Here is a 25,237-nt window from a genome sequence, read left to right on the forward strand (position 1 = left end):
TAAGTTAATTTTAAAAGCCTAAATCCAAATAATAAGAAACTTTAATAGCAATATTATCATCAAAGTTAGGTAATTGATTTGGTCCATATCTGTAAAATGCCACTAAACCAAAACCTTTGAAAATTTTATTACACTCTACACCACTTTCAAAAAAGCCTTGTTCCATAGTTTTGTAACTGATACCTATGTGTTGATTGTTTTGATTGTTAGAACCAATAGCCATTCGAGTAACGACAGTAAATTCTGGGTTTATTTTATAGCCTAAACGGATTTTGTTAAACGTATGTTTTAATTGTAATGATGCATATTTGTTTGAGAAAAATTCGTTGAAATACATGGTTTCAAAACTATTTTTACCTGCAAAAGTAATACGTTGTAAAATGGCGTCTCTGTTCAAATTATTAGGAACAATGCTGTATAAATGGGTTATTGGAACATCGCCAAATGCAATTCCCGTTTGTAGTAAAACCGAACTTTTTTGACCTGATAAATATGGCAATTCATAATACGTTTTAAAATCAATTTTAGAATAAGTAAAATCATTTTCTAAAACACCAGGAATAGTTTGTGTGTATTGAAGTGAGAATTTTGGATGTCTTTTTTCGTATTCGATTTTTCCCATTGGTGTTTGCATATAGTTGCTAAATGGATTCCATTGAAAGGCTAACTGTACTGCAGTAATATTGTAATTTGTGTATGATTTCCCATCATTAATAAAAGTGTAATCAAACAGCGGTTGAATTTGATTGTGAGAAAGTCCTAAATAACTTGAAGTTTTAGGTATTAATTTACTTTCTAGAAATACCGAACTCATTTTATTGTTGTAAAATGTAGAAATATTAATAGGCCTAGGATCGTAAATTTTAAATCTTCTGGAGTCTGTCACAAAATTGGTTTGCGCAATCTCACTGATGTCATCAATATAAGATGCACTTACCCATGTTTCTGTCTTTTTATGGGCTAAATAGGAAGGAGTAATTCCGTACTTTATTTCATCATCTTTAAAGCCATAAGCACCATAAAAAGCTATTTTATAGTTTTCTGATAATTTTGTATTTGTTACCGCTCCTATTCCTAGTCTAAATCCTTCAAAATTGTTATATTTTACAATACTTCGCAGATCTAAATCAAAAATTGAAACTGGAAAATAGCCGTTGATTATTTTTCTTCCTAAAAGTACTTTGTGCTCAATTCTCTCGGAAAGCGATAAGCTGTCGATTGAAGTATAAGTTCTAAGTTTTCTACTGTCGAGTGTGTCTTTTTTGAAGGCGTTCCAATAATCGTTTTCTTGTTTTAAACTGGATTGAGGAACATCAATTTTTACTCTAGGTCTAGAAATGGTAATAGGTTTATTGATTTCAATTTCAAATGGAGTAGATTCTATTGAAATATAGGCTTGGTCGGTAGCATTTTTACTTTCGGTTAAATCTAAATCCGAACTAAATTTTATAGTTCCACCTAAAATTTTAATGTCTTCCTGATTGTTTCCTTTAGAAACTTTGAATTTTCTGTTTTTTGGAAACCAAATATCAAACTCTTTTCTATAGTCAAAAGTATATGTTGCATTGATGTTTACAACGCCATATATTCTAAAATAAGCTTTACAAATCGCGAAATTAACAGCATCTATATGTAATAATCCTCTTAAACGATTTGTATTTAGCTTTTTTGGTTCAAAATAAATTCTATAGGCACTTCTACCATCAATATTAACGGTGTCAATTAATTTATAATTGTACAATTTTCGTCCAAAGTTTGATATTGGATTTTGAACAGGAATTTCTAAAATTTCAAATGGGTTTTCATAAACCGAATAAGAAATTAACTTAAGGCCAAGGTATTCATAAACAGGTTGCTCAAAACCAGCCATTCTTGTGGCTAAAATGGTTTCTTTATTTTGAAATTGATTGTGCTGAATTAAATTAACTTTTTCTGTTTGATACAAATGTTGTTTTTCAGAAAACTTTTTGAACTTATAATTCGTAGAATCTAATTTCATTAAAGGCTTTCTTAAAAAACGTTTTTTGTAAGTAGTGTCAATTTTTGAAGAAATGCTATCAGGATTTGCAGTTACTTGCAGGTATTCATAGTTTTTATATTGAAAACTTGAAAGTCCTTTCTCAGGATCATTTAATTTTCTGTTTTCAATTACTTTTTTTATTATTTGATTGACACTGTTTTCAGTATAAATTTCTGCTTTTTTTTCGTTTAAGTCATTTACAAGCTTGATTGTAATGCTTAAAACTTTAGGTTCTGGATAAATTATTTTTTCATAGTAGCCTTTAAAATTGACTTTTATGGGAAGTTTATAGTCTTTAATTTCAACTGAAAATTTTCCTTCCCAGTCGGCATTAAATTTAGTGTTGTTGTATGTGATTGCTGCAAAAGCTATAGGCACTTTTGAATCAAAGTCGATAATTTGTCCTTTAATTTTGGTTTGTGCCACAAAAATGTTGGTAATGAATAAGCACAACAAAAGCCAAAAATATTTCATGAAGCGATGGATTTTATACAAATATATTCAAAATAAAAAATCCCGAGTGTTAATCGGGATTTAAAATTTATACTTTCATGATTTCGGCTTCTTTTACTGCCAAAACTTCTTCGATTTTCTTGATAAAAGAATCTGTTAATTTTTGAACATCTTCTTCTGCTTTCTTGCAAATATCTTCAGCAGTTCCGTTTTTTTCTTCTTTCTTGATGTCGGTATTAGCATCTTTTCTGTGATTTCTAATCCCAATTTTTGCTTCTTCCGCTTCGTGTTTAGCTTGTTTAACTAAATCACGTCTTCTTTCTTCCGTTAAGGCAGGAATATTAATGATAATGTTATCACCATTATTCATTGGGTTTAACCCTAAATTAGCAATCATAATTGCTTTTTCAATAGGATGCAACATGTTTTTTTCCCAAGGCGTAACCGTTAAAGTTCTTGCATCAGCAGCATTAATATTTGCAACTTGAGATAATGGTGTTTGAGAGCCGTAATAGTCAACAAAAACTCCACCTAACATTTGAGGAGTTGCTTTACCCGCTCTAATATTTAAAAGTTCTTTTTCTAAATGCGCAACAGAACCAATCATAGCTTCTTTTGCACTGTCTAAAATAAAATTAATTTCTTCTGTCATTGTATTAATTTTTTAAATTCTTCAAATTCAATTTTCGAATTCTAAATTATATGGTAACTGTTGTTCCAATTGTTTGCCCTTCACATACTTTTAATAAATTACCATCTTTATTCATATCAAATACTATAATTGGTAATTTATTTTCTTGACTCAATGTAAAAGCGGTTGTATCCATTACATTTAATCCTTTAGCTAATACATCTTCAAACGAAATAAAGTCGAATTTAACAGCATCCGCATTTTTTTCTGGGTCAGAAGTGTATACTCCATCCACACGAGTTCCTTTTAAAATTACATCAGCACCTACTTCAATTCCTCTAAGAACCGCAGCAGTATCCGTTGTAAAGTATGGGTTTCCTGTACCAGCTCCAAAAATTACAATTCTTCCTTTTTCTAAATGGCGTGTTGCTCTTCTTTTAATGTAAGGTTCAGCAATTGCTTCAATTTTTAAGGCAGTTTGTAAGCGAGTTTGCATACCTGCTTCTTCTAAAGCACCTTGAAGTGCCATTCCATTAATAACGGTTGCTAGCATCCCCATGTAATCTCCTTGCACTCGGTCCATTCCGTTACTTGCACCAGCTACACCTCTAAAAATGTTTCCACCCCCAATAACGATAGCAATTTCTACACCTTTATCGTGAATTTGTTTTATTTCGGCAGCATATTCGGCTAAACGTTGTGGGTCAATACCATATTGTCTATCACCCATTAAAGCTTCACCGCTTAATTTTAGAAGAATTCTTTTGTACTTCATCGTGTGTTGAATTATTTGTGGTGCAAATATAGTTAAATAGCTTTTTTTAAGAAAAAATGTTTTAACATTTATGTTGCTAAATTTTCAAATGATTTTTTTGCTTCGTGATATCCAATTTTAAAAATCAAATCCATTTTTGTTTTACTGGTTTCAAAAGTACTGTAATTAGCTAGTTCTTTAGGCTCTATTACTAAATCACATAGATTAAATTTTTGATAACTATTATTTGCCGACAACAAATCAAAAGCTCTACTGGTAACTGATTTTATGGATTTTAAATCTTTATTTTCAATATTTTGAATAGGACTAACATAAACGCCTAATAAAAAATCGCATTTTCCTTGTAAAACATCCGTTGGGAAATGATTTAAAATACCACCATCGCTGAATAAACAATTATTGATTTCATATGGAGAAATAACACCTGGAAAGGACGATGATGCTAAAATTGCATCAGCTACTTTAGTATCTGAATTAAAAATTGTTAGTTTTCCTTTCACTAAATCGGTTGCAGTTATATACATTGGAATTTTCAGTTCACCAATCGTTGTTTCTCCAAAAACATCAACGAAATAATTTTTAAACGATTCCGAATCTACAATTCCCGCTTTTTTAAAGGTAAAATGTTTCCAATGAAAAAAGTAAATGGATTTGAAGAATTCTAATATTTCTTTAGGCGTTTTTCCAAAAGCAAACAATCCTCCCACAATGGAACCTGCACTTGTTCCTGCAATACACGTTGGTTCAATTCCCTGTTCTGTCAAATATTGTAAAGCGCCAGCATGAGCAATTCCTTTAGAACCTCCACCAGACAATACAATTCCTATAGATTTAGATGTTAAATTCATGTGTAACATTTCTTACATATAATTATCAAAATTAGGCTTAAATTTGTCAAATAAAGTTAAGTAGATGATAAAAGCTATAAATGAAGCATTGGAAAATGGTTTTTCTTATGCCAATTACAGAAAAAAAGTTACAAGTTTAATTGCCGAAGGTCAATCTACAGGTCACACACAATCACCCGATTTGTTGCATTATTCTGAATTAAACGAAACTAGAATGAATCGTTTAGAAAAAACCATTTCAATTTCAGAAGAGGTAAAAGCTAAATTACAAAATTTAGATAAAAAGTATATTTGGTTAGTTTTAGCTGAGGGTTGGTGTGGTGATGCGGCTCAAATAGTTCCAGTAATTCATAAAATGGCTGAAGCGACGGATAAAGTAGAATTAAAAATTGCTTTACGCGATGATAATGATACATTAATGCAACACTTTTTAACGAACGGCGGGAAAGCTATTCCGAAATTAATTATTTTAGATGCAGCAGCTTTGGAAGTAGTTGCCGATTGGGGACCAAGACCTCAAGGTGCGAAACAATTGATTTTAGACTACAAAGCAACACATGGAGTAGTGGATGAAACTGCTAAAATTGAATTGCAAAAATGGTATTTACACGATAAAGGAATTTCGATTCAGAATGAAATTGTGGAAATGCATGTGAATATCTTAGCGTAAAGTTCCAATAATCCTCAACTTATCAGAAGTGGAAATTCCACCAGGGTTGCAACCAAGTTGACCTTCTGGGATTTTCATTTTTAGTTTTTCATAATAGTCAGCCCAAACATCGAAATACGCATTAGATTTTGGCGATTTAAACGTCATTGGATACAAATCAAATAATGGTTTTTTGTAAGCAAATAAAAAGGCATCGTAAATTAGTTCCGAACAATAATATTTTCCATTGTTGTACAAATAAGCATCATCATAAGGAACACCCACTTGTTGCAATGAAAACGTAATGGCTTCGGGAATATATTTTTGGTATTTACGTTTCAATCTTCCTACAAACATTTCTTCCGTAGTGTAGGTTTTAAAGGTTTCGTAAGGTGTAATTTTTACCGCTTTTCCAGCAGCTTCAATCACAAATACAGAATCGTTTTTGATATACACTATTCCTAAATGGCTAAAATCTTTCCCTTGATAACCTTCTGTTACTTCGTTTATCGCTTCGCAAAGTGGTCCGCAATTCATCGATTGAAATAAAATATCGCCTGTTTTTAGTTTTACGTTTTGAGAGAAACCATAAAAAGTAAACAATAGTGAAAGAAAGATGATTTTTTTCATTTTAAAAAGACACTAAAGCTATGCCAAGACTTAAGCTTCCTTGACTATTATTGTTTAATTCAAATCCATAGGAAACAACTTCAATAAAAAGTTGCATATCATCGGCTTCTAAGTTTAATTTTATTCTTTTAAAAGTTCCAGATAAGTCGCCTCTTCCAAGCGCAAATGTATGCCCTAACCCAATATCAATTCCAATTCGAGTTTCTTCGGCAATTTTTGGCATAATTCTTAGGTTTGAAAATAAGGGAGCTACTACTAATTTTTCAGAAAGTTTCATTCCAATTCCTGAATTAGCCGTTAAGCCAAGCCATTTATTAAAATGAATACCATAACCAAAATTTGCATTGATGCCGTCTGGAACAAACCAACTGTTATTTGTTCTTCCATCGGGATAAATTTCTCCGTGATTTTTATTTCCTTGTAACGGAACAGAAATTTCAAATTGAGTAAATGTAATTTTATTCTTTGTTGGGATAGAATCGGAATTTTCAAGGGTATATTCTACCTGTCCAAAGGACAAGCTGAAAATAAATAAAATAAAAATTAGAATTTTATATTTCATCAAGAAGTGATTTTTCAAAATCATCTGGTGTAACACCATTTTCAACAGAATAATCGCCAATTTTTGTACGACGAAGCGCCGATAAATGTCCACCCGATTGTAACGCTAATCCAAAATCGAAAGCTAATGAACGAATGTATGTTCCTTTGCTACAAGTAACTCTAAAATCTACTTCGGGCAATTGAATTCGTGTGATTTCAAATTCGTGAATAGTTGTTTTTCTAGATTGAATTTCCACTTCCTCGCCTGCGCGGGCATGTTCATACAAACGTTTACCATCTTTTTTTATGGCAGAAAAAACAGGTGGTTTTTGATCGATTTCACCAATAAATTGTTTGGTGGTTTCCAAAATCAAGGCTTCTGAAATATGTTCAGTTGGAAAAGTCGCATCTACTTCGGTTTCTAAATCATACGATGGAGTTGTAGCGCCTAAAACGATGGTTCCTGTATATTCTTTTGCTTGCGCCTGTATTTCGGTGATTCTTTTGGTAAATTTCCCCGTGCAAATAATCAATAAACCGGTCGCTAATGGATCTAAAGTTCCGGCGTGACCAATTTTGAATTTTTTAGGAAGATTCAACTGATTTTTTAAAACGTATTTTAATTTGTTTACCGCTTGAAACGAACTCCATTTCAACGGTTTGTCTATTAAGAGTACTTTTCCTTCTAAAATTTCTTCGGCAGTCATTAAATAATAGTTAATTTTTGAACAAAGAAATGAATTAGTAAAATGGCAATACCTGCTATAATTCGGTAATAACCAAAAATTTTAAATCCGTGTTTGGTTAAAAATCCAATGAATGATTTAATAGCGATTAAGGCTACAATAAACCCGACTACGTTACCAATAATTAATAAATTAATTTGGTCGTCTGAAAGCACAAAACCATCTTTATAATAATCATAAGATTTTTTTAACGTAGCGCCTAACATAGTGGGAATAGCTAAGAAAAACGAAAATTCGGCAGCTGTAGTTCTTGATAATTTTTGGGTCATTCCGCCTACAATGCTTGCGCCACTTCTAGAAACGCCTGGAATCATTGCTAAACATTGAAATAAGCCAATTTTAAAAGCAGTTAAATACGAGATTTCAGTTCCTTCCGAATTGCCAAACCATTCGTCTACGTTCAATAATAAAAACCCTCCTATAATTAACGAAACTGCTACTGTGATAGGATTTTCTAATAAACCATCAATAAAATCACTCAATAATAATCCGAATATTACGGCTGGAATAAAAGCAACAAGTAATTTAAAATAAAAATCGAGCGATTGAAAAAATCGTTTAAAATACAAGACAATTACCGATAGTATTGTTCCTAATTGAATTACTATGGTGAAAAGTTTGGTAAAATCGTCTTGAGCAATACCAAAAAAAGAAGAGGCAATAATCATGTGACCTGTTGATGAAACAGGTAAAAATTCGGTTATTCCTTCAATAATGGCAAGAATAATAGCTTGTAAAACATCCATAAATATTACCTTTTCGGATTTTTCAAAATTGAATAAATCGCAATGCCAAATCCAAGTAACACTACCGTTGGTGCCAATCTGATTCTTCGAAAACTAAATAATTCTTCGCCATTGAAAACATCAGGATCTTCACTTCCTCCACCGCTCATTAAAAGGAATCCTATTCCAATTACTGCTAATCCTACTAAAAGAATTTTGTAGTTTACTTTATCAAAAAGAAATTCGGGTTTGTTGTTATTTTCCATACTATATGTTTTTAAATCATTGTATACTTACACACTGATTACTAATAAAGATCGTCTGTTTTTAAATTTAAGAAGTGTTGTGTTGCAAAAAAAGTACTAATCGATGTGATGATAATTCCAATGACTAAAACACCAAAAATTACAATTCCTATAGAAACATAATCTTTTGCTATTCCTAAACTTGGAAATAATCCATCCACATAAACCACTAAAAATAGTAATCCTATGATGGCCAAACCAGAACCTATTAATCCTAATTTGATACTTCTCCAAATGAATGGTTTTCTAATAAATGATTTTGTAGCTCCTACCATTTGCATCGTTTTAATCGTGAAACGATGAGAATATACAGAAAGCCTTAATGAACTATTAATTAGCAGCATTGCAACAATGGTTAGAATAGAACTAATTATTAAAATCCAAAAACTTATATTAGAAACATTATTATTAACCATGTCTACCAATTCTTTGTCATAAATAATTTCGGTAACCATTTCATTTTTACGAATGTTGCGCTCAATTCTTTGGATGCTATCTGCAATTACATAATCCCCTTTTAAGTGAATATCAAATGAATTTTGCAACGGATTAAATCCTAAAAACTCCATAAAATCTTTCCCTACAATATCTACATTATTTTTTGCAGCGCTGTCTTTGTGAACAAAAGCGTAGTCTTTAATATATTTTGCATTTTTTAATTCGGTATCAAAATTACTAATGACAGAATCACTAGCATCATTATTGAAGAAAACGGTCATTGGAATGTTTTCTTTAAAATCATTCGTTATCTTTTTAGAATTAATTACAAAAAGGCCTAAAGCTCCTAAAAGAAATAATACTAAAAAGATACTTAAAACTACCGAAAAGTAGGACGAGATTAAACGTCGCTTGTTGTAATTTTCAAAAGATGATGCCATAAAAATGTATTTAAGCCGTAAAAATAGTAAAGAAATTTTGTTTACATAGAATATAACAACAAAGTTTTAACTTTAGTATTTATAATCTGTATTTTTGCTCCCTAATTTTTGCTGTATGATATTCAAATTTAAATTGTTTTTGGTTGTTTTTTGTATAAATGTTTTTTCAATTTTGGCACAAGAAATTGCAATTCCATATCGCGATGGAAATTTGTGGGGAATTTGTAATGAAACCGGAAAAATACTTATTGAACCTAAGTTTGATAAATTAGAATTTGACGGAAGCAGTATTTATGATAAGCACGATTTGCTTATTTCGTATAAAAACGGCTTAAAAGGATTGCTCGTAAATGGAAAAGAAATTTTAGCACCAAACTATAATTTTGTTTATGCTTCAGATGGTTTTATTACCACATCAAGCAACGAAAATGGCAACACAGATGATGTAATTTCATTTGACGGAGTTTCAATTTTTAAAAAACCAATTGCGTACATTATTTCTTCGGGAAGAATTGTAGGTAATTACAATTTGTATCATGTAATGCATCACGATTTGTCTGAAAGTTTACTTGTTTTTGATAATAAATCGAAAAAAATGATTCAAACCTTGTATGAAAATTATTATAGTATTTCTAAAAATGGAAGACAAACCTATCCAGAAAACTATACTTTTATGTTGAAAAAAGCTAAAAACGATGATTTATCTTCTGAAACTTGGGATTTTTCGAAATTTCCGTTTAAGAAAACTACGTATAATAATTCGGTCGATGATGAAAAATATTATGTAGAACAGTTTGTTAGAAAAGCCAAGAAAAACAGAAGCGAAAATTACAGTGGTGGTTCGGGAAATTCATACGGAACAGGATATTCTTCGGGTTCGGAAGAAGTGGTTGAAGAAGTAGGAATTAGAGAAGGGCGTTATGACGATGTTGTAATTTCGGAACCTAATAATAGTAATTCTGAAAGAATAAAAGCGAAAACAATTTCTTACAATTATACGATCAAAAAGGACAAGATTGTACTTCAAAAAACTATTAACAATGTAAATGAGAAACCCGTTGTAGAAGAAATTCAGACCAATTTTAATCCGAAAACGAGCCAATTAAAATCATATTATCATTCTAAAAAAGAAGACGAAACAACTATAAATTATAGCAATTATTTGATTTATAAAAACAAAAATAAATCGGCTATAATTTTTCCTGAAAGTGCTCAAAATGTAATTTATTTCGATTCGATTACACCAATAATTAGAGAAATTCAAGATGCATCGTTTAAAAACAAAGAAATTATTTTTGTTGTAGGAAATAAAAACAAAAATGGCATTCTTAAATTCGGATTATATTCTAATGTTAGAAATCTTGTTTCAAAGGTTATTTACGACGAAATTAAACAAACTATTTTGCCAAGTTATAATCAAATTTCTATTTTTCAAACAAAAATAAATAACAAATTTGGCTTCATTCAAGCCGATGGAAAAACCATTGTAATGCCTAAATATGATGAACTAAAAGAACTAAACAGCACCAAATACAACTACGAAAAAATGATTCAAACCAAAGTTGAAAATCAATATGGTTTGCTGTTTTCAAACAACAATTCGATTATTTTTATTGAAGCTTTTTCTCCCTATCAAATTCAAGATGTTATAAAAAGTTATCCCGAACAAAGTAGTCAAATTTTACCCGAGCAAAAAGTTATGGCAAAGCGAATTGCATTACTTAAACTCAAAGATAACGCAGGAAAATTCGTGGGTTATGCTGCAACAAATGGGCAATTATTTTTTAAAAATTAAAACATGAAAAGCATATTTATACTTTTATTTTCACTTTTTTTTGGTGTAATTTTTGGGCAAGAATACAGCTATGAATATAGTTCAAATTACAAAATAGAGTTGCCTAATTTTAAAGATTTTGATCGTTTTTATCAAATGGAATATGAGATGGAATCCGATTTTTTGCCTCCTTCTTTGGCAGAACTTCAAAAAAAGAAATCCGAAAATCCGTATGAAGAAATCGAATATACAATTTCAAAAAATGCCACAGAAACCGTTGCAACATTAAAATTATTCGGTTATAATTATGCAAAAGCTAACTACAAAAACGGATTTTTAGAAGGCGAAAAAATCATCTATCACGGTAATCAAAACGTCTTTAGAGTTGCAAATTATAACAAAGGAAAATTAAACGGAATTACAAAATATTATAGTCAAGATGGCGAGTTAATTTTAGAAACAAATTATTTAAACGGAAGTAAACACGGCAAAAGAAAATATTATATAAAAAGAGGTTCAGAAGTTGTGGTTGAGGGGAATTATAAGAACGGAAACATAATTGGAGATATAAAAATTTCAAACAATTATGGTTCCGTGATCATCGTTCCAAACGATATGAAAAAAGGAATTGTAAAACAGTTTTTGAGCGAGAAATTAATTGCAGAATATTCTATTATTACTCCAAAAATTATTCATGGCGAAGCTAAAATGTATCATGTTTCGACTGGAAAAATTGCTTCAATAACACCATATGTTTTTGGGAAAATTCATGGCGAAGTAGCTTATTATGACCAAAACGGAGAATTATTATCCAAATTACCATACAAAAACAATAAAAAATTTGGAACACATAAAATTTATTCGCAAGATAAAATTTTAACAGAAGAAATTCATTTTGATGATTATGGCTTAAAAACAGGAAAATGGATAAAGTACAATCAAAAAGGTACAATAGAAAATGAAAAATACTATTTAAACGATGAACTAAACGGTGAATATATAAACTATAATACTGACGGAACAATTAAATATTCTACAACATATAAAAACGGAATCACAAACGGAATTTCCAAACAATATAAAGGTGGAAAAGTAGACATAGAAACCGATTATTTAAATGATAAAACCATTACTTATAAAAAGTTTTATTCTTCGGGTGAATTGTTCATGATAAGTGAAAAAGTGAATAATTCTTACAAAAACACTTATTATGAAAAATCTGGAAAAATAATTCACGAAAACAAATACGACAAAAACGATAAAGCAATCGGTATTCATATAAACTACGATTTAACCAATGATGAAATTGTGTATCGAAGCGAAAATCATCACGACGAAAGCGGAAATAAAATCAAATACATTTACAAAACCAATAGCGGAAAAGTCGAAAACAATTACCGAAACAATGTGTTGCACGGAAAAGTTATTTTGTATAACGATTTAGATGAAATTCAAAACACAAGCTATTACTATGAAGCAAATGGGAAATCAAAAAAAGTAACCCAAGAAGAGTATGAAAGTCTTATAAAAGGAGAAAAGAAATAGCTTTTATTCACACTTTTAACTTTGATATTTAAAACGTAAATTTGCACCTTATTTTTTCGGATAAAACCGACAACAGAAAACCGACAACATTTTAGAGTAATGAAATACCACCACGAAAAAATCGAAGCCAAATGGCAACAATATTGGGCAGAAAACCAAACTTTTGCTGCATCAAATAACAGCGAAAAACCAAAATACTATGTATTAGACATGTTTCCTTATCCTTCTGGAGCTGGGTTGCACGTTGGGCATCCACTAGGTTATATTGCTTCTGATATTGTTGCAAGATATAAAAGACATCAAGGTTTTAATGTATTGCATCCGCAAGGATATGATTCATTTGGTTTGCCAGCGGAACAATATGCAATTCAAACAGGACAACATCCAGCGGACACAACCCGAATGAATATTGAAGGTGGTGTAGATAAATCAGGAAACACCATTCAAGGCTACAGAAATCAGTTGGATAGAATTGGTTTTTCTTTCGATTGGAGTCGTGAAGTGCGTACTTCAAATCCAGATTATTACAAACATACACAGTGGATTTTCATTCAATTATTCGAATCTTGGTACAATAAAAATTCGGATAAAGCAGAAAGCATTTGCACGTTAATGCAAGAATTTGATAAAAACGGAAATGCGAATGTAAATGCGGTTTGCGATGATAATATTGCGCCATTTTCAGCTGAAGATTGGAAATCATTTTCATCAGAAGAGCAACAAAAAATACTTTTACAATATAGATTAACCTATTTAGCTGAAACCGAAGTAAACTGGTGTGCCGCTTTAGGAACCGTTTTAGCTAATGACGAAATTGTAAACGGCGTTTCAGAACGTGGTGGACATCCCGTAGTTCGTAAAAAAATGACACAATGGTCAATGCGAATTTCTGCTTACGCGGAACGTTTATTGCAAGGTTTAAACGAAATCGATTGGAGTGAATCAATCAAAGAATCACAACGTAATTGGATCGGAAAATCAGTTGGAGCAATAGTTTCTTTCAAAGTTCTTCCAGCTTCCAGCACCCAGCTTCCAATAACAATTGAAGTTTTCACAACTCGTCCTGATACCATTTTCGGAGTTACCTTCATGACATTAGCTCCAGAACACGAATTAGTTTCTCAAATTACCACTCCAGAACAAAAAGCAGCAGTTGAAGCGTATGTAGAAGCAACAGCAAAACGTTCAGAACGTGAAAGAATGGCAGATGTAAAAACCATTTCAGGCGTTTTTACAGGTGCTTATGCAGAACATCCATTTACCAAAGAACCAATTCCAGTTTGGATTGGCGATTACGTGTTAGCAGGTTACGGAACGGGTGCGGTTATGGCGGTTCCTTGTGGTGATGAGCGTGATTATGCTTTCGCGAATTTCTTTAAAGGAACTAACGGAATGACAGCAATTAAGAACATTTTCAACCAAGATATTTCAGAAACCGCTTACGGAGAAAAAAGTGGTTTCGAATTAGTAAACTCTGATTTCTTAAACGGATTAGATTACAAATCTGGGACTAAGAAAATCATCGAAGAATTAGAAAAAATCGGCGCAGGAAATGCCAAAGTAAATTACCGTTTACGTGATGCCGTTTTCTCTCGCCAAAGATATTGGGGCGAACCTTTTCCTGTATATTATGTGAATGGTTTACCACAAATGATTGACAAAAAAAACTTGCCAATTGTGTTACCAGAAGTAGAAAAATACTTACCAACCGAAGACGGTCAGCCACCTTTAGGAAACGCCACGGTTTGGGCATGGGATAGTGTTCAGTGTTCAGTGGTTAGTAATCAGTTGATTGACAATGTCAATATTTTTCCATTAGAATTGAACACGATGCCAGGTTGGGCGGGTTCTTCTTGGTATTGGATGCGTTATATAGACGCGCATAACACAGAAGAGTTTGCAAACGAAGAAGCTTTAAAATATTGGGAAAGCGTAGATTTATATATTGGCGGAAGCGAACACGCAACCGGACATTTATTGTACTCTCGTTTTTGGAATAAATTCTTAAAAGACAGAGGTTACGCTCCAACCGAAGAACCATTCAAAAAACTGATTAATCAGGGAATGATTTTGGGGATGAGTGCTTTTGTTTATAGATTAAAGCCTCGAACAGCATCAATTGGTATAAATTACAACAGTAATTATCATGATGTAATGGATAAATTATATTTAAATACTTTGGTATCTAAAAATTTATTTAAAGATAATTATTTAAAAAACGATATTCCTTTATTTGATGAGCTTTCGACTAAAGTCAAAAATTGGTTAAAAGAAAATGATGTATATAAAGAAGTACAAGATATAAATAAAGAAATAATTTTATTTGAAGCAATTCCAATCCACGTTGATTTATCCGTAATCAACGACATCACTAATGAATTGGATATAGAAAAATTTAAAAATCATCCTTTATACTCTGACTATGCCAATGCAGAATTCATTTTAGAAGATGGAAAATACATCGTGGGTCGTGAAGTAGAAAAAATGTCGAAATCGAAATACAATGTAGTTTCGCCAGATGATATTTGTGAAGAATATGGAGCCGATACGTTGCGTTTGTACGAAATGTTTTTAGGGCCATTAGAGCAATCTAAACCTTGGAACACAGCAGGAATTACAGGAGTTTCTGGTTTCTTAAAAAAATTATGGAGATTATATTTTGATGATAATGGTTCCGTAATTGTAAACGACGAACCAACGGCAGAAATGTACAAATCGTTACACAAAACCATCAAAAAAGTTACGGAAGACATTGAAAATTTCTCTTTCAACACATCGGTTTCTCAATTCATGATTTGTGTAAACGAATTACAACAATTAAAATGTAATCATAGAGGAATTTTAGAACCTTTAGCTATTTTAGTTTCGCCTTATGCGCCACATATCGCAGAAGAATTATGGAGCGCTTTAGGTCACGAAGGTTCTATTGCAACCGTTGCTTTTCCAAAATTTGAAGAGAAATATTTAGTTGAATCTGAAAAAGAATACCCAGTTTCATTCAATGGAAAAATGCGTTTCACCATTAAATTACCATTGGATTTAACTAAAGAGCAAATTCAAGAAATTGTTCTAGCAGATGAAAGAACCATTGCGCAATTAGCAGGAAATACGCCAAAGAATATCATTATCGTTCCAGGTAAGATTATTAATTTGGTGGGATAATTTCACCACAATTTTGTCATTCCGAAGGAATCTCTTCGATTTCAGAGTGACAAACTTTATGGATATTTTAACCGCAGATTCGCAGATTGTTTTAAAATCAGCGAATCAGCAGTTTTTTTATATTCCTTTGTAACATTTTTCAATTTTTGCGTATAAGAATAAAACCAAGATGTCAAAATGTCATTTTTGTATTTTGGCTTGTAATTTGATATAATTTTAGTAACTTTAATTTTTAAAAAATATAGATATGTTTGACTTAGGTTCTATGATAATTGGAGGAGTTGTGATGTTGGTAAGTTGGTTGGTTTCAAATCGCTTACAGTCTAAATTTGATTATTACTCAAAAGTGCATTTAAGAAATGGAATGAGTGGTGCTGAAATTGCTGAGAAAATGTTAGCAGATCACGGTATTCATGATGTAAAAGTAATTTCTACTCCCGGAAGATTAACCGATCACTACAATCCTGCAGATAAAACAGTTAATTTATCCGAAGCAGTTTATAATCAAAGAAATGCAGCAGCGGCAGCCGTAGCAGCTCACGAATGTGGTCATGCTGTGCAACACGCTCAAGCTTATAGTTGGTTAACAATGCGCTCTAAAATGGTGCCAATGGTTCAAATTTCATCATCTTTAGTGCAATGGGTGTTAATTGGTGGTATTTTAATGATTAATACTTTTCCATCTTTATTGTTAATTGGAATTATTTTATTTGCGGTAACCACTTTGTTTTCAATAGTTACACTTCCTGTAGAATATGATGCAAGTAACAGAGCTTTAGCTTGGTTAAAAAATAAAAACATGGTAAGCCAACAAGAATATGCTGGTGCTGAAGATTCATTAAAATGGGCGGCTCGTACATATTTAGTTGCAGCAATTGGTTCTATTGCCACTTTATTGTACTACGTAATGCGTTATGTTGGTGCAAGTAGAGATTAATTTCTAAAAATTATATAAAACAAAATCCGTCAGATGCAAGTTTGACGGATTTTGTTTTTGTACTTCCAACTTTGTACTTCGTACCTACAATTGAATTTGTCTTTCTATTTGCTGTTCCAACGAAATGTATGTTTCCGTTCTTGAAACTCCATCAATGGGTTGAATTTTTTTATTGAGCAATTGCATCAAATGTTCGTTATCTCTACAAATGATTTTGATTAAAATACTCCAATTTCCTGTCGTATAATGGCATTCTAATACTTCAGGAATTTTCTTCAATTCTTTTACCACTTCGGAATTACTCGATGCTTTTTCTAAATAAATTCCAATGAAAGCCATTGTGCTGTAACCTAAAACTTTTGTGTCAACCACAAATTTTGAACCCGAAATTACACCTGAGTTTTCTAATTTCCGTAACCGTTGATGAATAGCAGCTCCTGAAATCCCAATTTTATTGGCGATTTGTAAGATAGGTTTTCGTGCGTCGTCCATTAAATCGCGAAGGATCTCTTTGTCGATTCCATCGATTTCAATTTGTAAGTGATTTATCTTCATTTTCAATTGATTTGAAAGTAAAAATACAAAATCGATTTCAAATTATATAAAAAAATCCGAAACCAATTACAATTTCGGATTTATATAAATATTGAATGAATGATTAATTTTTTACATTTAATGGATTATAACCCAAATAAGGAACTTCCATTTCGTTAAAAATTACGCCATAACTTTCCAATTCTTTTAATATTGGAGTATATACTTCTTTTGTAATAGGTAATTGAACGCCAGGAGTTGTAATTTCTTTGTTTAAAATTTTTAATGTTGCAATAGCCACAGGTAAACCAACAGTTTTTGCCATTGCTGTGTAGGTTTGATCATCGCCAATACAAACCATTGTAGAATCAATTTGTTTATTTTCTCCATTTAATTCGTAACCAAATTTATGATACATTACAATCATATCTTTATCATTTGGTTGTAATGCCCATTTTTCAGCTAATATTTTTTCTAAAATTTGTGCAGGAGTGGCTTTTACTAATTCTACTTTTTTATCGGGATTAAATAAATCTAATTCTACTAATTTATCCCAAATAACATCATCTTGATCTATTTTTTGAATAGCTCTTAACTTAATTTCTACAGTATCTGTTGGATGATAAGGTAAAAAGGAATTCGTAAATTCGCGATAAGACATTTCTTCTGAATTATCAATTATATAGGAATCATCAGTCATTCCAAGTTGTACTAAAATGTCCCAAGCTCTTGAATATCCTACTCTTCTGATTGTTCCACGATAACAAGTCAATGCATCGTCTAAGCCATAAACACTTCTATATTTTAACGAATCTCTATTGGCGTAGGCTTCAAATCTTCCGTAGTCTTTTACTTCTAAAAATTCAGTTCTTCTGAATAATTTTGAATAGGGAATGTATTTGTAATTTCCTTCTTGTATAAATTTTGCTGCACCACCTTGACCGGCTAATACAACATTTCTTGGATTCCAGGTAAATTTATAATTCCACAAGTTGGTATCACTTTCTGGGGCAACTAAACCACCACAAAATGATTCAAATAAAATGATATTTCCACCTTTTTCACGAATTTCATCTAAGACTTTCATTGCACTCATGTGATCAATACCTGGGTCAAGTCCAATTTCATTCATGAAAACCAAACCATTTTCTTTAGCAGCAGCATCTAATTCTTGCATTGCGGGACTAATGTAAGATGCAGTTACCATGTGTTTTTTGTAGGTAATACAATCTTTAGCAACTTCTAAATGCAAATGAGCTGGAAGCATAGATACTACAATGTCAGCTTTTTGAATTTCAGCTTTTCGTTGGGCTTCATTAAAAATGTCAAAGCATATTGCCGTTGCATTTTTATTATTATTAGTTTTTTGTTTAGCTAGTTCTTCTGATAAATCACCAATAGTAACATGAAGGTTTTCTTTTTCCGAATTTTCTAAAAGGTATTTTATGAGCGATGAAGCAGATCTTCCTGCTCCAATAACTAAAATATGTCTCATCTTTTGAAGTATTGTAAAATATCACACGAAGATAGTAAAATGTTATATTTATAAAAATTAATTCTTTATTTATGTCATAATTTAACATAAAAAGATTTGTTATCTTTGGTCTCAATTTTATCAAAATGGACAAAAAAATTCTTTTAGGTGCTGCTTTTTTAGGTATTACAGCAATCATTTTAGGTGCTTTTGGAGCGCATGCTTTAAAAAAAGTGCTTTCTGTAGAGCAATTACAGTCTTTTGAAGTGGGTGTTCGTTATCAAATGTATCATGCGTTGTTCTTATTGTTTATTGGTGTTTTTGCTTTTTTAAATGAAAAGGAACGTTTGTTGATTTTTTGGTTAACAATTTTAGGAGTGCTGTTTTTTTCAGGTTCAATTTATTTATTGGCTACAAATGGTATTACAAATTTAAAGACTAAATTTTTAGGACCAGTTACTCCTGTAGGTGGTTTTCTGCTAATATTGGCTTGGGGTTATCTTTTTTGTGTGATTTTAAGTAAAAAACAATAATTTAAAACGCTATCTGAAATTAAATTTATAATTTTGCACTTTATTAAAACACAACGTAACAAACTAATTATGGATACTAATAATCAAATTACGAAATCGATTTCGTTAGAAAAATACGGAATTTTTGATGTGTCAGAAATAATCTACAATCCTTCCTATGAGTTTTTATATAATGAGGAATTAAATACCGCATTAGAAGGTTTTGAAAAAGGACAGCTATCAGAACTTGGAGCAATTAATGTAATGACAGGTGAATTTACAGGTCGTTCTCCTAAAGATAAATACATTGTTAAAGATAGTGTTACAGAAAATACAATTTGGTGGAATTCGGATAAAGCTGCAAATGATAACAAGCCAATCTCACAAGACACTTGGAATGCTTTAAAAGAAACTACAGTTAAGCAATTATCAAATAAAAAATTATACGTTGTTGACGCTTTTTGTGGTGCAAACGAAAACACAAGATTGAAAGTTCGTTTCATCATGGAAGTTGCATGGCAAGCACACTTTGTGAAAAACATGTTTATTCGTCCAACAGATGCAGAAATAGAAAACTTTGGTGAGCCAGATTTCATCGTAATGAATGGTTCTAAAACAAGTTTCAAAGATTTTGCAGCTCATGGATTAAATTCTGAAGTATATGTGGCGTTCAACTTAACAGAAAAAATCCAATTAATTGGAGGAACTTGGTACGGTGGAGAAATGAAAAAAGGATTGTTCTCTATGATGAACTATTACTTACCATTACAAGGAATTGCTTCTATGCACTGTTCGGCTAACAAAGGAAAAGATGGCGATGTTGCTGTATTTTTCGGATTATCTGGAACAGGAAAAACTACTTTATCTACTGACCCAAAACGTGAATTAATCGGAGACGACGAACATGGTTGGGATAATGATGGAGTTTTCAACTTTGAAGGTGGATGTTACGCTAAAACTATCGATTTAAGTGCAGCAAACGAACCGGATATTTTCGGAGCTATCAAAAGAGATGCGCTATTAGAAAACGTAACTGTTGATGCTAACGGAAAAATTGATTTTAAAGATGGTTCAGTAACACAAAACACGCGTGTTTCTTACCCAATAAACCATATTGAAAATATTGTAAGACCAGTTTCTAAAGCAGGTCACGCTACGAAAGTTATTTTCTTAACAGCTGATGCATTCGGAGTAATGCCCCCTGTTTCTAAATTAACACCAGATCAAACTAAATATTACTTCTTATCTGGATTTACTGCTAAATTAGCAGGAACTGAAAGAGGAGTAACACAACCTGAACCAACATTCTCTGCTTGTTTCGGAAAAGCGTTCTTATCTTTACACCCGACAAAATATGGGGAAGAATTAGTTAAGAAAATGGAGCAACACAATGCTACTGCTTATATGGTAAACACAGGTTGGAACGGAACAGGAAAACGTATTTCAATTAAAGATACGAGAGCTATTATTGATGCTATTTTAGATGGTTCAATTGAGAAAGCAGAAACTAAGATAGTACCAACATTTAATTTTGCAGTTCCAACAGCATTACCAAATGTAGACACGAATATTTTAGATCCAAGAAACACCTATGCTAATGCTGCTGAATGGCAAACAAAAGCAGAAGATTTGGCTTCAAGATTTATCAAAAACTTTGTTCAATATACGGATAACGAAGAAGGAAAATCATTAGTAGCGGCTGGTCCTCAGTTGTAATTTATAAGCTTTATATAAGTTATCCTAAAATGATGACTAAATAAATTAACATAGTTAAATCGTAACAGAATAATTCTGTTACGATTTTTTTTAAATTTTATAATTGTTTCTTATTTACATACTTTGTTTGGAGTTATATTTTTTTAAACTGTTATTGAAAATCTAACATAAAAAAATAGCTAATTTATCTTGATAGTCAAATTAATCCGTTTGAAATATTATTTTAAAAAAATTGTGTCATATATTGACTACTAGATTTAGTAAAAAACCCTTGTTCTAATTTATCTAATTCACTTAAAAATCTATCGTATAGTTCAACTATAAGTTTATAATAATCTTTAATTTTAAAGTTTTCTTATCCTTGTAATATTTAGTCACCTTTTTTCAGGACAAGACACAAACAAAAAAAGTCCCGATATCATCGGGACTTTTAATCTTTCTAGGTAATCAAAAAATAATATATATTAGTCTTCGATAACTACTACTTGAGCAGCTACTTTACCTTTTCTTCCTTCTTCTTCTTCGTAACTAACTGCATCACCTTCATTAAGAGATTCAACTCTCATTCCGCTTGCGTGTACGAAAATGTCTTTTCCTGTTTCATCATCTGTAATAAAACCGTAACCTTTTGATTCATTGAAGAATTTAACTTTGCCTGTGCGCATTTGTGTAATATAAAAAAATTAATAATACTTCAAAGATATACTTATTTACGACACGAACAAGAAAAAGTTAAAAATATTTCAAATTTATTGATTATCAGTGTCTTTCTTTTCTTTTAAATCAAAATTTAGCATACGTTCACGTACTTCTTTATTCTTAAATCTTGAATATAAAAACAAAGGAATAAGCAAAAAGGCTATTAAAAGGACTCCAATTCCAATCCATTTATCACCATTTAACCCATTATTTTTTTGTAAATACCCAAAAGTAATAAGGCTTGCAATGATAATGATAAGTCCAATTAGAATTTTCTTCATTATTATCTTAATTTAATATGTAATTCTTGTAATTGCGCTTCATCAATTGTTGAAGGAGCATCAATCATCACATCTCTTCCCGAGTTGTTTTTTGGGAATGCAATAAAATCACGAATCGTTTCTTGTCCGCCTAAAATAGAAACTAATCGATCCAATCCGAAAGCTAAACCTCCGTGTGGTGGCGCTCCAAATTCAAAAGCATTCATTAAAAATCCGAATTGCGCTAAAGCTTCTTCTTTACTAAAACCTAATAAATCAAACATTCTACTTTGTAAGTCTCTGTCGTGAATTCGAATAGAACCTCCACCTATTTCGTTTCCGTTTAATACCATATCATAGGCATTGGCACGAACTTTTCCTGGTTCAGTTTCAATTAATGCCATGTCTTCTGGTTTTGGAGAGGTAAATGGATGATGCATTGCGTGGTATCTTCCACTTTCTTCGTCCCATTCTAATAATGGAAAATCTACTACCCATAATGGTGCAAATTCATCTGATTTTCTCAAGCCTAAACGAGTAGCTACTTCCATACGAAGTGCCGATAATTGTGTTCTAACTTTATTTGCATTACCCGATAAGATTAAGATTAAATCTCCCGGTTTTGCATTGGTAATTTCAGCCCATTTTTTCAAATCTTCTTGATCGTAGAATTTATCTACTGATGATTTGAATGAACCATCTTCTTCACATTTTACATAAACCATTCCTAATGCTCCAACTTGAGGACGTTTTACCCAATCAATTAAAGCATCAATTTCTTTTCTAGTGTAATTTGCACAGCCTGGTGCTGCGATTCCAACAACTAATTCAGCTGAATTAAATACTGGAAAATCTTTATGTTGAGCTACAGCATTTAACTCCCCGAATTTCATTTCAAAACGAATATCTGGTTTGTCATTACCGTAAGTTTTCATGGCATAATCGTAGGTAATTCTTGGGAATTTATCTACTTCAATTCCTTTGATTTCTTTTAGTAAATGACGCGTTAAGCCTTCGAACATATCTAAAATATCTTCTTGCTCTACGAATGCCATTTCGCAGTCGATTTGTGTGAATTCTGGTTGACGGTCAGCACGTAAATCTTCGTCACGGAAACATTTCACAATTTGGAAATATTTGTCCATTCCACCTACCATCAATAATTGTTTAAACGTTTGTGGCGATTGTGGAAGTGCATAAAACTGCCCTTCATTCATTCTACTTGGCACTACGAAATCACGCGCACCTTCTGGAGTAGATTTAATTAAATAAGGCGTTTCCACATCACAAAAACCTTGGTCAGATAGATATTTTCTAACTTCCATGGATACTTTGTGACGGAATAATAAATTATTTTTAACCGGATTTCTTCTGATATCTAAATAACGATATTTCATACGAATATCTTCACCACCATCCGTTTCATCTTCAATCGTAAAAGGTGGCAATTGTGCTTCGTTTAAAATAGTTAATTCGGTAACTAAAATTTCAACGTCACCAGTTGCCATATTTGGATTTTTAGAAACACGTTCTATAACCGTTCCTTTGATTTGGATTACAAATTCTCTTCCTAAAGATTTTGCTTTTTCAATAACTGCTTTGTCAGTTCTTTGTTCATCAAAGATTAATTGCGTGATACCATAACGGTCACGTAAATCAACCCAAATCATAAATCCTTTATCTCTCGATTTTTGAACCCAACCTGCAAGGGTAACTTCTGTATTGATGTGTGAAGCGTTTAATTCGCCACAGTTATGACTTCTGTACATTTCTAAAAATTTTATGCAAATGTAATAACAAATATTAATTTTATTCGTTTAATTTTAATAGATTTGATTCAATAAATAACACTTTTAAACATGAAAAAAACATTCATTTTATTTTTTGTTGCTATTCTTTCTGGATTTGCGCAAAATACCTCCAATACGGTTTCTTTAAACGTAAAAATTGCTAACAGATTTTCTGACACGATAACTGTTTCTTCGGGGAGAACTTTTAAACAAAAAGTAGGAATAAATAAAAATGGAGTGTTTCAAACCACTTTTGAAGCATCTAAAGACGGCGGTTTTTATCGTTTGAACGATGGTAACGAAGGAACTACTTTATTTTTAAAAAACGGGTATGATTTAACAGTGACATTGGATACCAAAGACTTTGATGAAACACTTGTTTACAAAGGGAAAGGAGCTAACGAAAATAATTATTTAGCACAAAAAGCGTTATCTGATGAAAAATTTGAAATGGAATTAGAACCTTTGTTTGATGCAGATGAAGCCACATTTAAAGCTGCTTTATCAAAAAAGAAAGCGAATGATATAAGTATGATTGACGGAAAAGGATTTGATCAATCTTTGGTTACTATGTTACGTCCTTCATTTGAGCAAGAGGAAAAATTCTTATTAGAATATTACACTCAAAAAGTGGCTGCAAAAAAAATGGAAGGAATTGCTTCTCCTACATTTGAATATGAAAACCATAAAGGTGGAAAAACAAAGCTTGAAGATTTAAAGGACAAATATGTATATATAGATGTTTGGGCTACTTGGTGCGGACCATGTTTAGCTGAGATTCCTCACTTAAAAAAAGTAGAAGAAAAATATCACGGGAAAAATATTGAATTTATAAGTATTTCTGTTGATGTTGAGAAAGATTATGAGAAATGGAAGAAAATGGTTACTTCTAAAGAATTAGGAGGAATTCAGTTGTTTGCAGATAAAAATTGGACTTCCGATTTTATTAAAGCCTTTGGTATAAATTCAATTCCAAGATTTATATTGATTGATCCAAATGGGAAAGTAGTAAAGGCTGATGCACCAAGACCTTCTTCAGTTTCTTTGGTAGAATTATTAGATGGATTAGTAAAATAATTAACTTAGATTTTTATTCTATTTTAAAGCCAATACGTTATGTATTGGCTTTTTTAATGTTAAGTTTTTGTTCAATGTTACCAAATTGTTACCAAAAAGTTTTTTTATTGTAAAAATATTTTTATATTTGTTACAGTAATGTTAACCAAAAAATGAAAAGAGTATGAAAAAATTAGTGATTGCAGCGGTTTTATTGGTTTCAAGTTTGTCATTTGCACAAGAAGTAAAACCAAAATTAGAAGTAGTAAATGAAATGGTAAAAGCAACATATTATTATGATAACGGTCAAGTAAAACAAGAAGGTTATTACTTAGATGGTAAATTACATGGTAAATGGATGGCTTATAATGAGGATGGAAGTAAACAATCTATTGGAGAGTACAACAAAGGTGCTAAAACAGGTAAATGGTTTTTTTGGAGTGATGCTTCCTTAAATGAAGTTGATTTTTCTGATAGCCGTATTGCTGAAGTAAAAAAATGGTCAAAAGATGTTTTAGTTAAAAACTAATTCAATTTATAAAACAAAAAAAGTCCCGATAAAATCGGGACTTTTT

24 protein-coding genes are annotated in these 25,237 nt (G+C 31.6%); 9 read left to right on the forward strand and 15 right to left on the reverse strand.

The window, feature by feature from the left end; genetic code table 11:
- Nucleotides 1–10: 10 nt before the first annotated feature.
- The 4 genes from RSE15_RS07330 to RSE15_RS07345 all read right to left on the reverse strand — a co-directional run bounded on the left by RSE15_RS07330 (nucleotide 11) and on the right by RSE15_RS07345 (nucleotide 4,727).
- A complete protein-coding gene (locus RSE15_RS07330; RefSeq protein WP_324067091.1) occupies nucleotides 11–2,494 on the reverse strand; it encodes a DUF5686 family protein in 2,484 nt (827 codons plus the stop codon).
- A 67-nt stretch (nucleotides 2,495–2,561) separates the two neighbouring features.
- On the reverse strand, nucleotides 2,562–3,125 hold the full coding sequence (gene frr / locus RSE15_RS07335; RefSeq protein ID WP_324067093.1) for a ribosome recycling factor: 564 nt from the start codon (nucleotides 3,123–3,125) through the stop codon (nucleotides 2,562–2,564).
- Nucleotides 3,126–3,171: 46 nt separating this feature from the next.
- Nucleotides 3,172–3,879: a UMP kinase gene (gene pyrH, locus RSE15_RS07340; RefSeq protein WP_324067095.1), complete on the reverse strand. Its 708-nt coding sequence runs from the start codon at nucleotides 3,877–3,879 to the stop codon at nucleotides 3,172–3,174.
- A 68-nt stretch (nucleotides 3,880–3,947) separates the two neighbouring features.
- A complete protein-coding gene (locus tag RSE15_RS07345; protein ID WP_324067097.1) occupies nucleotides 3,948–4,727 on the reverse strand; it encodes a patatin-like phospholipase family protein in 780 nt (259 codons plus the stop codon).
- A gap of 64 nt (nucleotides 4,728–4,791) precedes the next feature.
- Between RSE15_RS07345 and RSE15_RS07350 the strand changes: the two genes are divergently transcribed.
- Nucleotides 4,792–5,397, forward strand: coding sequence for a thioredoxin family protein (locus RSE15_RS07350; RefSeq protein ID WP_324067098.1), 606 nt, complete (start codon nucleotides 4,792–4,794; stop codon nucleotides 5,395–5,397).
- Here RSE15_RS07350 and RSE15_RS07355 read toward each other — a convergent pair.
- From RSE15_RS07355 to RSE15_RS07380, 6 genes are read right to left on the reverse strand one after another with little or no spacing between them, the layout of a single operon-like run.
- Nucleotides 5,389–6,006, reverse strand: coding sequence for a YiiX/YebB-like N1pC/P60 family cysteine hydrolase (locus tag RSE15_RS07355; protein ID WP_324067100.1), 618 nt, complete (start codon nucleotides 6,004–6,006; stop codon nucleotides 5,389–5,391). The two genes, RSE15_RS07350 and RSE15_RS07355, sit on opposite strands and share 9 nt — an antisense overlap.
- A gap of 1 nt (nucleotide 6,007) precedes the next feature.
- Nucleotides 6,008–6,568, reverse strand: a complete 561-nt coding sequence (locus RSE15_RS07360) for a hypothetical protein (protein WP_324067102.1) — start codon at nucleotides 6,566–6,568, stop codon at nucleotides 6,008–6,010.
- Nucleotides 6,558–7,256, reverse strand: coding sequence for a tRNA pseudouridine(55) synthase TruB (gene truB, locus RSE15_RS07365; protein ID WP_324067104.1), 699 nt, complete (start codon nucleotides 7,254–7,256; stop codon nucleotides 6,558–6,560). The genes RSE15_RS07360 and truB overlap by 11 nt, the downstream gene beginning before the upstream one ends.
- The gene (locus RSE15_RS07370; protein WP_324067106.1) at nucleotides 7,256–8,041 is read right to left on the reverse strand and encodes an undecaprenyl-diphosphate phosphatase; all 786 of its coding nucleotides are present in this window, start codon (nucleotides 8,039–8,041) and stop codon (nucleotides 7,256–7,258) included. Before RSE15_RS07370 ends, truB begins: the two co-directional genes overlap by 1 nt.
- A 5-nt stretch (nucleotides 8,042–8,046) precedes the next feature.
- On the reverse strand, nucleotides 8,047–8,286 hold the full coding sequence (locus RSE15_RS07375; RefSeq protein WP_324067108.1) for a DUF3098 domain-containing protein: 240 nt from the start codon (nucleotides 8,284–8,286) through the stop codon (nucleotides 8,047–8,049).
- Between the two features lie 41 nt (nucleotides 8,287–8,327).
- The gene (locus RSE15_RS07380; protein ID WP_324067110.1) at nucleotides 8,328–9,203 is read right to left on the reverse strand and encodes a cell division protein FtsX; all 876 of its coding nucleotides are present in this window, start codon (nucleotides 9,201–9,203) and stop codon (nucleotides 8,328–8,330) included.
- 172 nt (nucleotides 9,204–9,375) lie between these two features.
- Here RSE15_RS07380 and RSE15_RS07385 point away from each other — a divergent pair, with 172 nt between their 5' ends.
- The 4 genes from RSE15_RS07385 to RSE15_RS07400 all read left to right on the forward strand — a co-directional run bounded on the left by RSE15_RS07385 (nucleotide 9,376) and on the right by RSE15_RS07400 (nucleotide 16,621).
- A complete protein-coding gene (locus RSE15_RS07385; protein WP_324067112.1) occupies nucleotides 9,376–10,998 on the forward strand; it encodes a WG repeat-containing protein in 1,623 nt (540 codons plus the stop codon).
- 3 nt (nucleotides 10,999–11,001) lie between these two features.
- Nucleotides 11,002–12,522, forward strand: coding sequence for a toxin-antitoxin system YwqK family antitoxin (locus RSE15_RS07390; RefSeq protein ID WP_324067114.1), 1,521 nt, complete (start codon nucleotides 11,002–11,004; stop codon nucleotides 12,520–12,522).
- A gap of 99 nt (nucleotides 12,523–12,621) precedes the next feature.
- The gene (locus RSE15_RS07395; RefSeq protein ID WP_324067116.1) at nucleotides 12,622–15,684 is read left to right on the forward strand and encodes a class I tRNA ligase family protein; all 3,063 of its coding nucleotides are present in this window, start codon (nucleotides 12,622–12,624) and stop codon (nucleotides 15,682–15,684) included.
- Between the two features lie 247 nt (nucleotides 15,685–15,931).
- Complete coding sequence (locus RSE15_RS07400) at nucleotides 15,932–16,621, forward strand: zinc metallopeptidase (protein ID WP_324067118.1); 690 nt, start codon at nucleotides 15,932–15,934, stop codon at nucleotides 16,619–16,621.
- Nucleotides 16,622–16,705: 84 nt separating this feature from the next.
- Here the strand turns inward: RSE15_RS07400 and RSE15_RS07405 are convergent, their stop codons facing one another.
- Together RSE15_RS07405 and RSE15_RS07410 are read right to left on the reverse strand one after the other, a co-directional pair.
- Entirely contained in the window at nucleotides 16,706–17,176 is a 471-nt protein-coding gene (locus RSE15_RS07405; RefSeq protein ID WP_324067120.1) for an Lrp/AsnC family transcriptional regulator, read from the reverse strand.
- A gap of 103 nt (nucleotides 17,177–17,279) precedes the next feature.
- Nucleotides 17,280–18,650: a saccharopine dehydrogenase family protein gene (locus RSE15_RS07410; RefSeq protein WP_324067122.1), complete on the reverse strand. Its 1,371-nt coding sequence runs from the start codon at nucleotides 18,648–18,650 to the stop codon at nucleotides 17,280–17,282.
- A gap of 125 nt (nucleotides 18,651–18,775) precedes the next feature.
- Between RSE15_RS07410 and RSE15_RS07415 the strand changes: the two genes are divergently transcribed.
- Complete coding sequence (locus RSE15_RS07415; RefSeq protein ID WP_324067125.1) at nucleotides 18,776–19,162, forward strand: DUF423 domain-containing protein; 387 nt, start codon at nucleotides 18,776–18,778, stop codon at nucleotides 19,160–19,162.
- A 69-nt stretch (nucleotides 19,163–19,231) separates the two neighbouring features.
- The gene (gene pckA, locus RSE15_RS07420) at nucleotides 19,232–20,857 is read left to right on the forward strand and encodes a phosphoenolpyruvate carboxykinase (ATP) (RefSeq protein ID WP_324067127.1); all 1,626 of its coding nucleotides are present in this window, start codon (nucleotides 19,232–19,234) and stop codon (nucleotides 20,855–20,857) included.
- Between the two features lie 464 nt (nucleotides 20,858–21,321).
- On the opposite strand, the gene RSE15_RS07425 is transcribed toward pckA, so the two are convergent.
- From RSE15_RS07425 to aspS, 3 genes are all read right to left on the reverse strand, one after another.
- Nucleotides 21,322–21,522: a cold-shock protein gene (locus RSE15_RS07425; protein WP_008255794.1), complete on the reverse strand. Its 201-nt coding sequence runs from the start codon at nucleotides 21,520–21,522 to the stop codon at nucleotides 21,322–21,324.
- Nucleotides 21,523–21,606: 84 nt separating this feature from the next.
- Entirely contained in the window at nucleotides 21,607–21,837 is a 231-nt protein-coding gene (locus tag RSE15_RS07430; RefSeq protein ID WP_324067130.1) for a hypothetical protein, read from the reverse strand.
- A gap of 2 nt (nucleotides 21,838–21,839) precedes the next feature.
- Nucleotides 21,840–23,585: an aspartate--tRNA ligase gene (gene aspS / locus RSE15_RS07435; protein ID WP_324067133.1), complete on the reverse strand. Its 1,746-nt coding sequence runs from the start codon at nucleotides 23,583–23,585 to the stop codon at nucleotides 21,840–21,842.
- A gap of 90 nt (nucleotides 23,586–23,675) precedes the next feature.
- Here aspS and RSE15_RS07440 point away from each other — a divergent pair, with 90 nt between their 5' ends.
- Together RSE15_RS07440 and RSE15_RS07445 are read left to right on the forward strand one after the other, a co-directional pair.
- Nucleotides 23,676–24,683, forward strand: coding sequence for a TlpA family protein disulfide reductase (locus tag RSE15_RS07440; protein WP_324067135.1), 1,008 nt, complete (start codon nucleotides 23,676–23,678; stop codon nucleotides 24,681–24,683).
- 163 nt (nucleotides 24,684–24,846) lie between these two features.
- Nucleotides 24,847–25,191 carry a toxin-antitoxin system YwqK family antitoxin gene (locus RSE15_RS07445; RefSeq protein ID WP_324067137.1) on the forward strand — a complete coding sequence of 115 codons (345 nt, stop codon included), beginning with the start codon at nucleotides 24,847–24,849 and terminating at the stop codon, nucleotides 25,189–25,191.
- Nucleotides 25,192–25,237: the final 46 nt, after the last annotated feature.

It is taken from the genome of Flavobacterium sp., from assembly GCF_035195345.1.
Lineage (GTDB): Bacteria > Bacteroidota > Bacteroidia > Flavobacteriales > Flavobacteriaceae > Flavobacterium.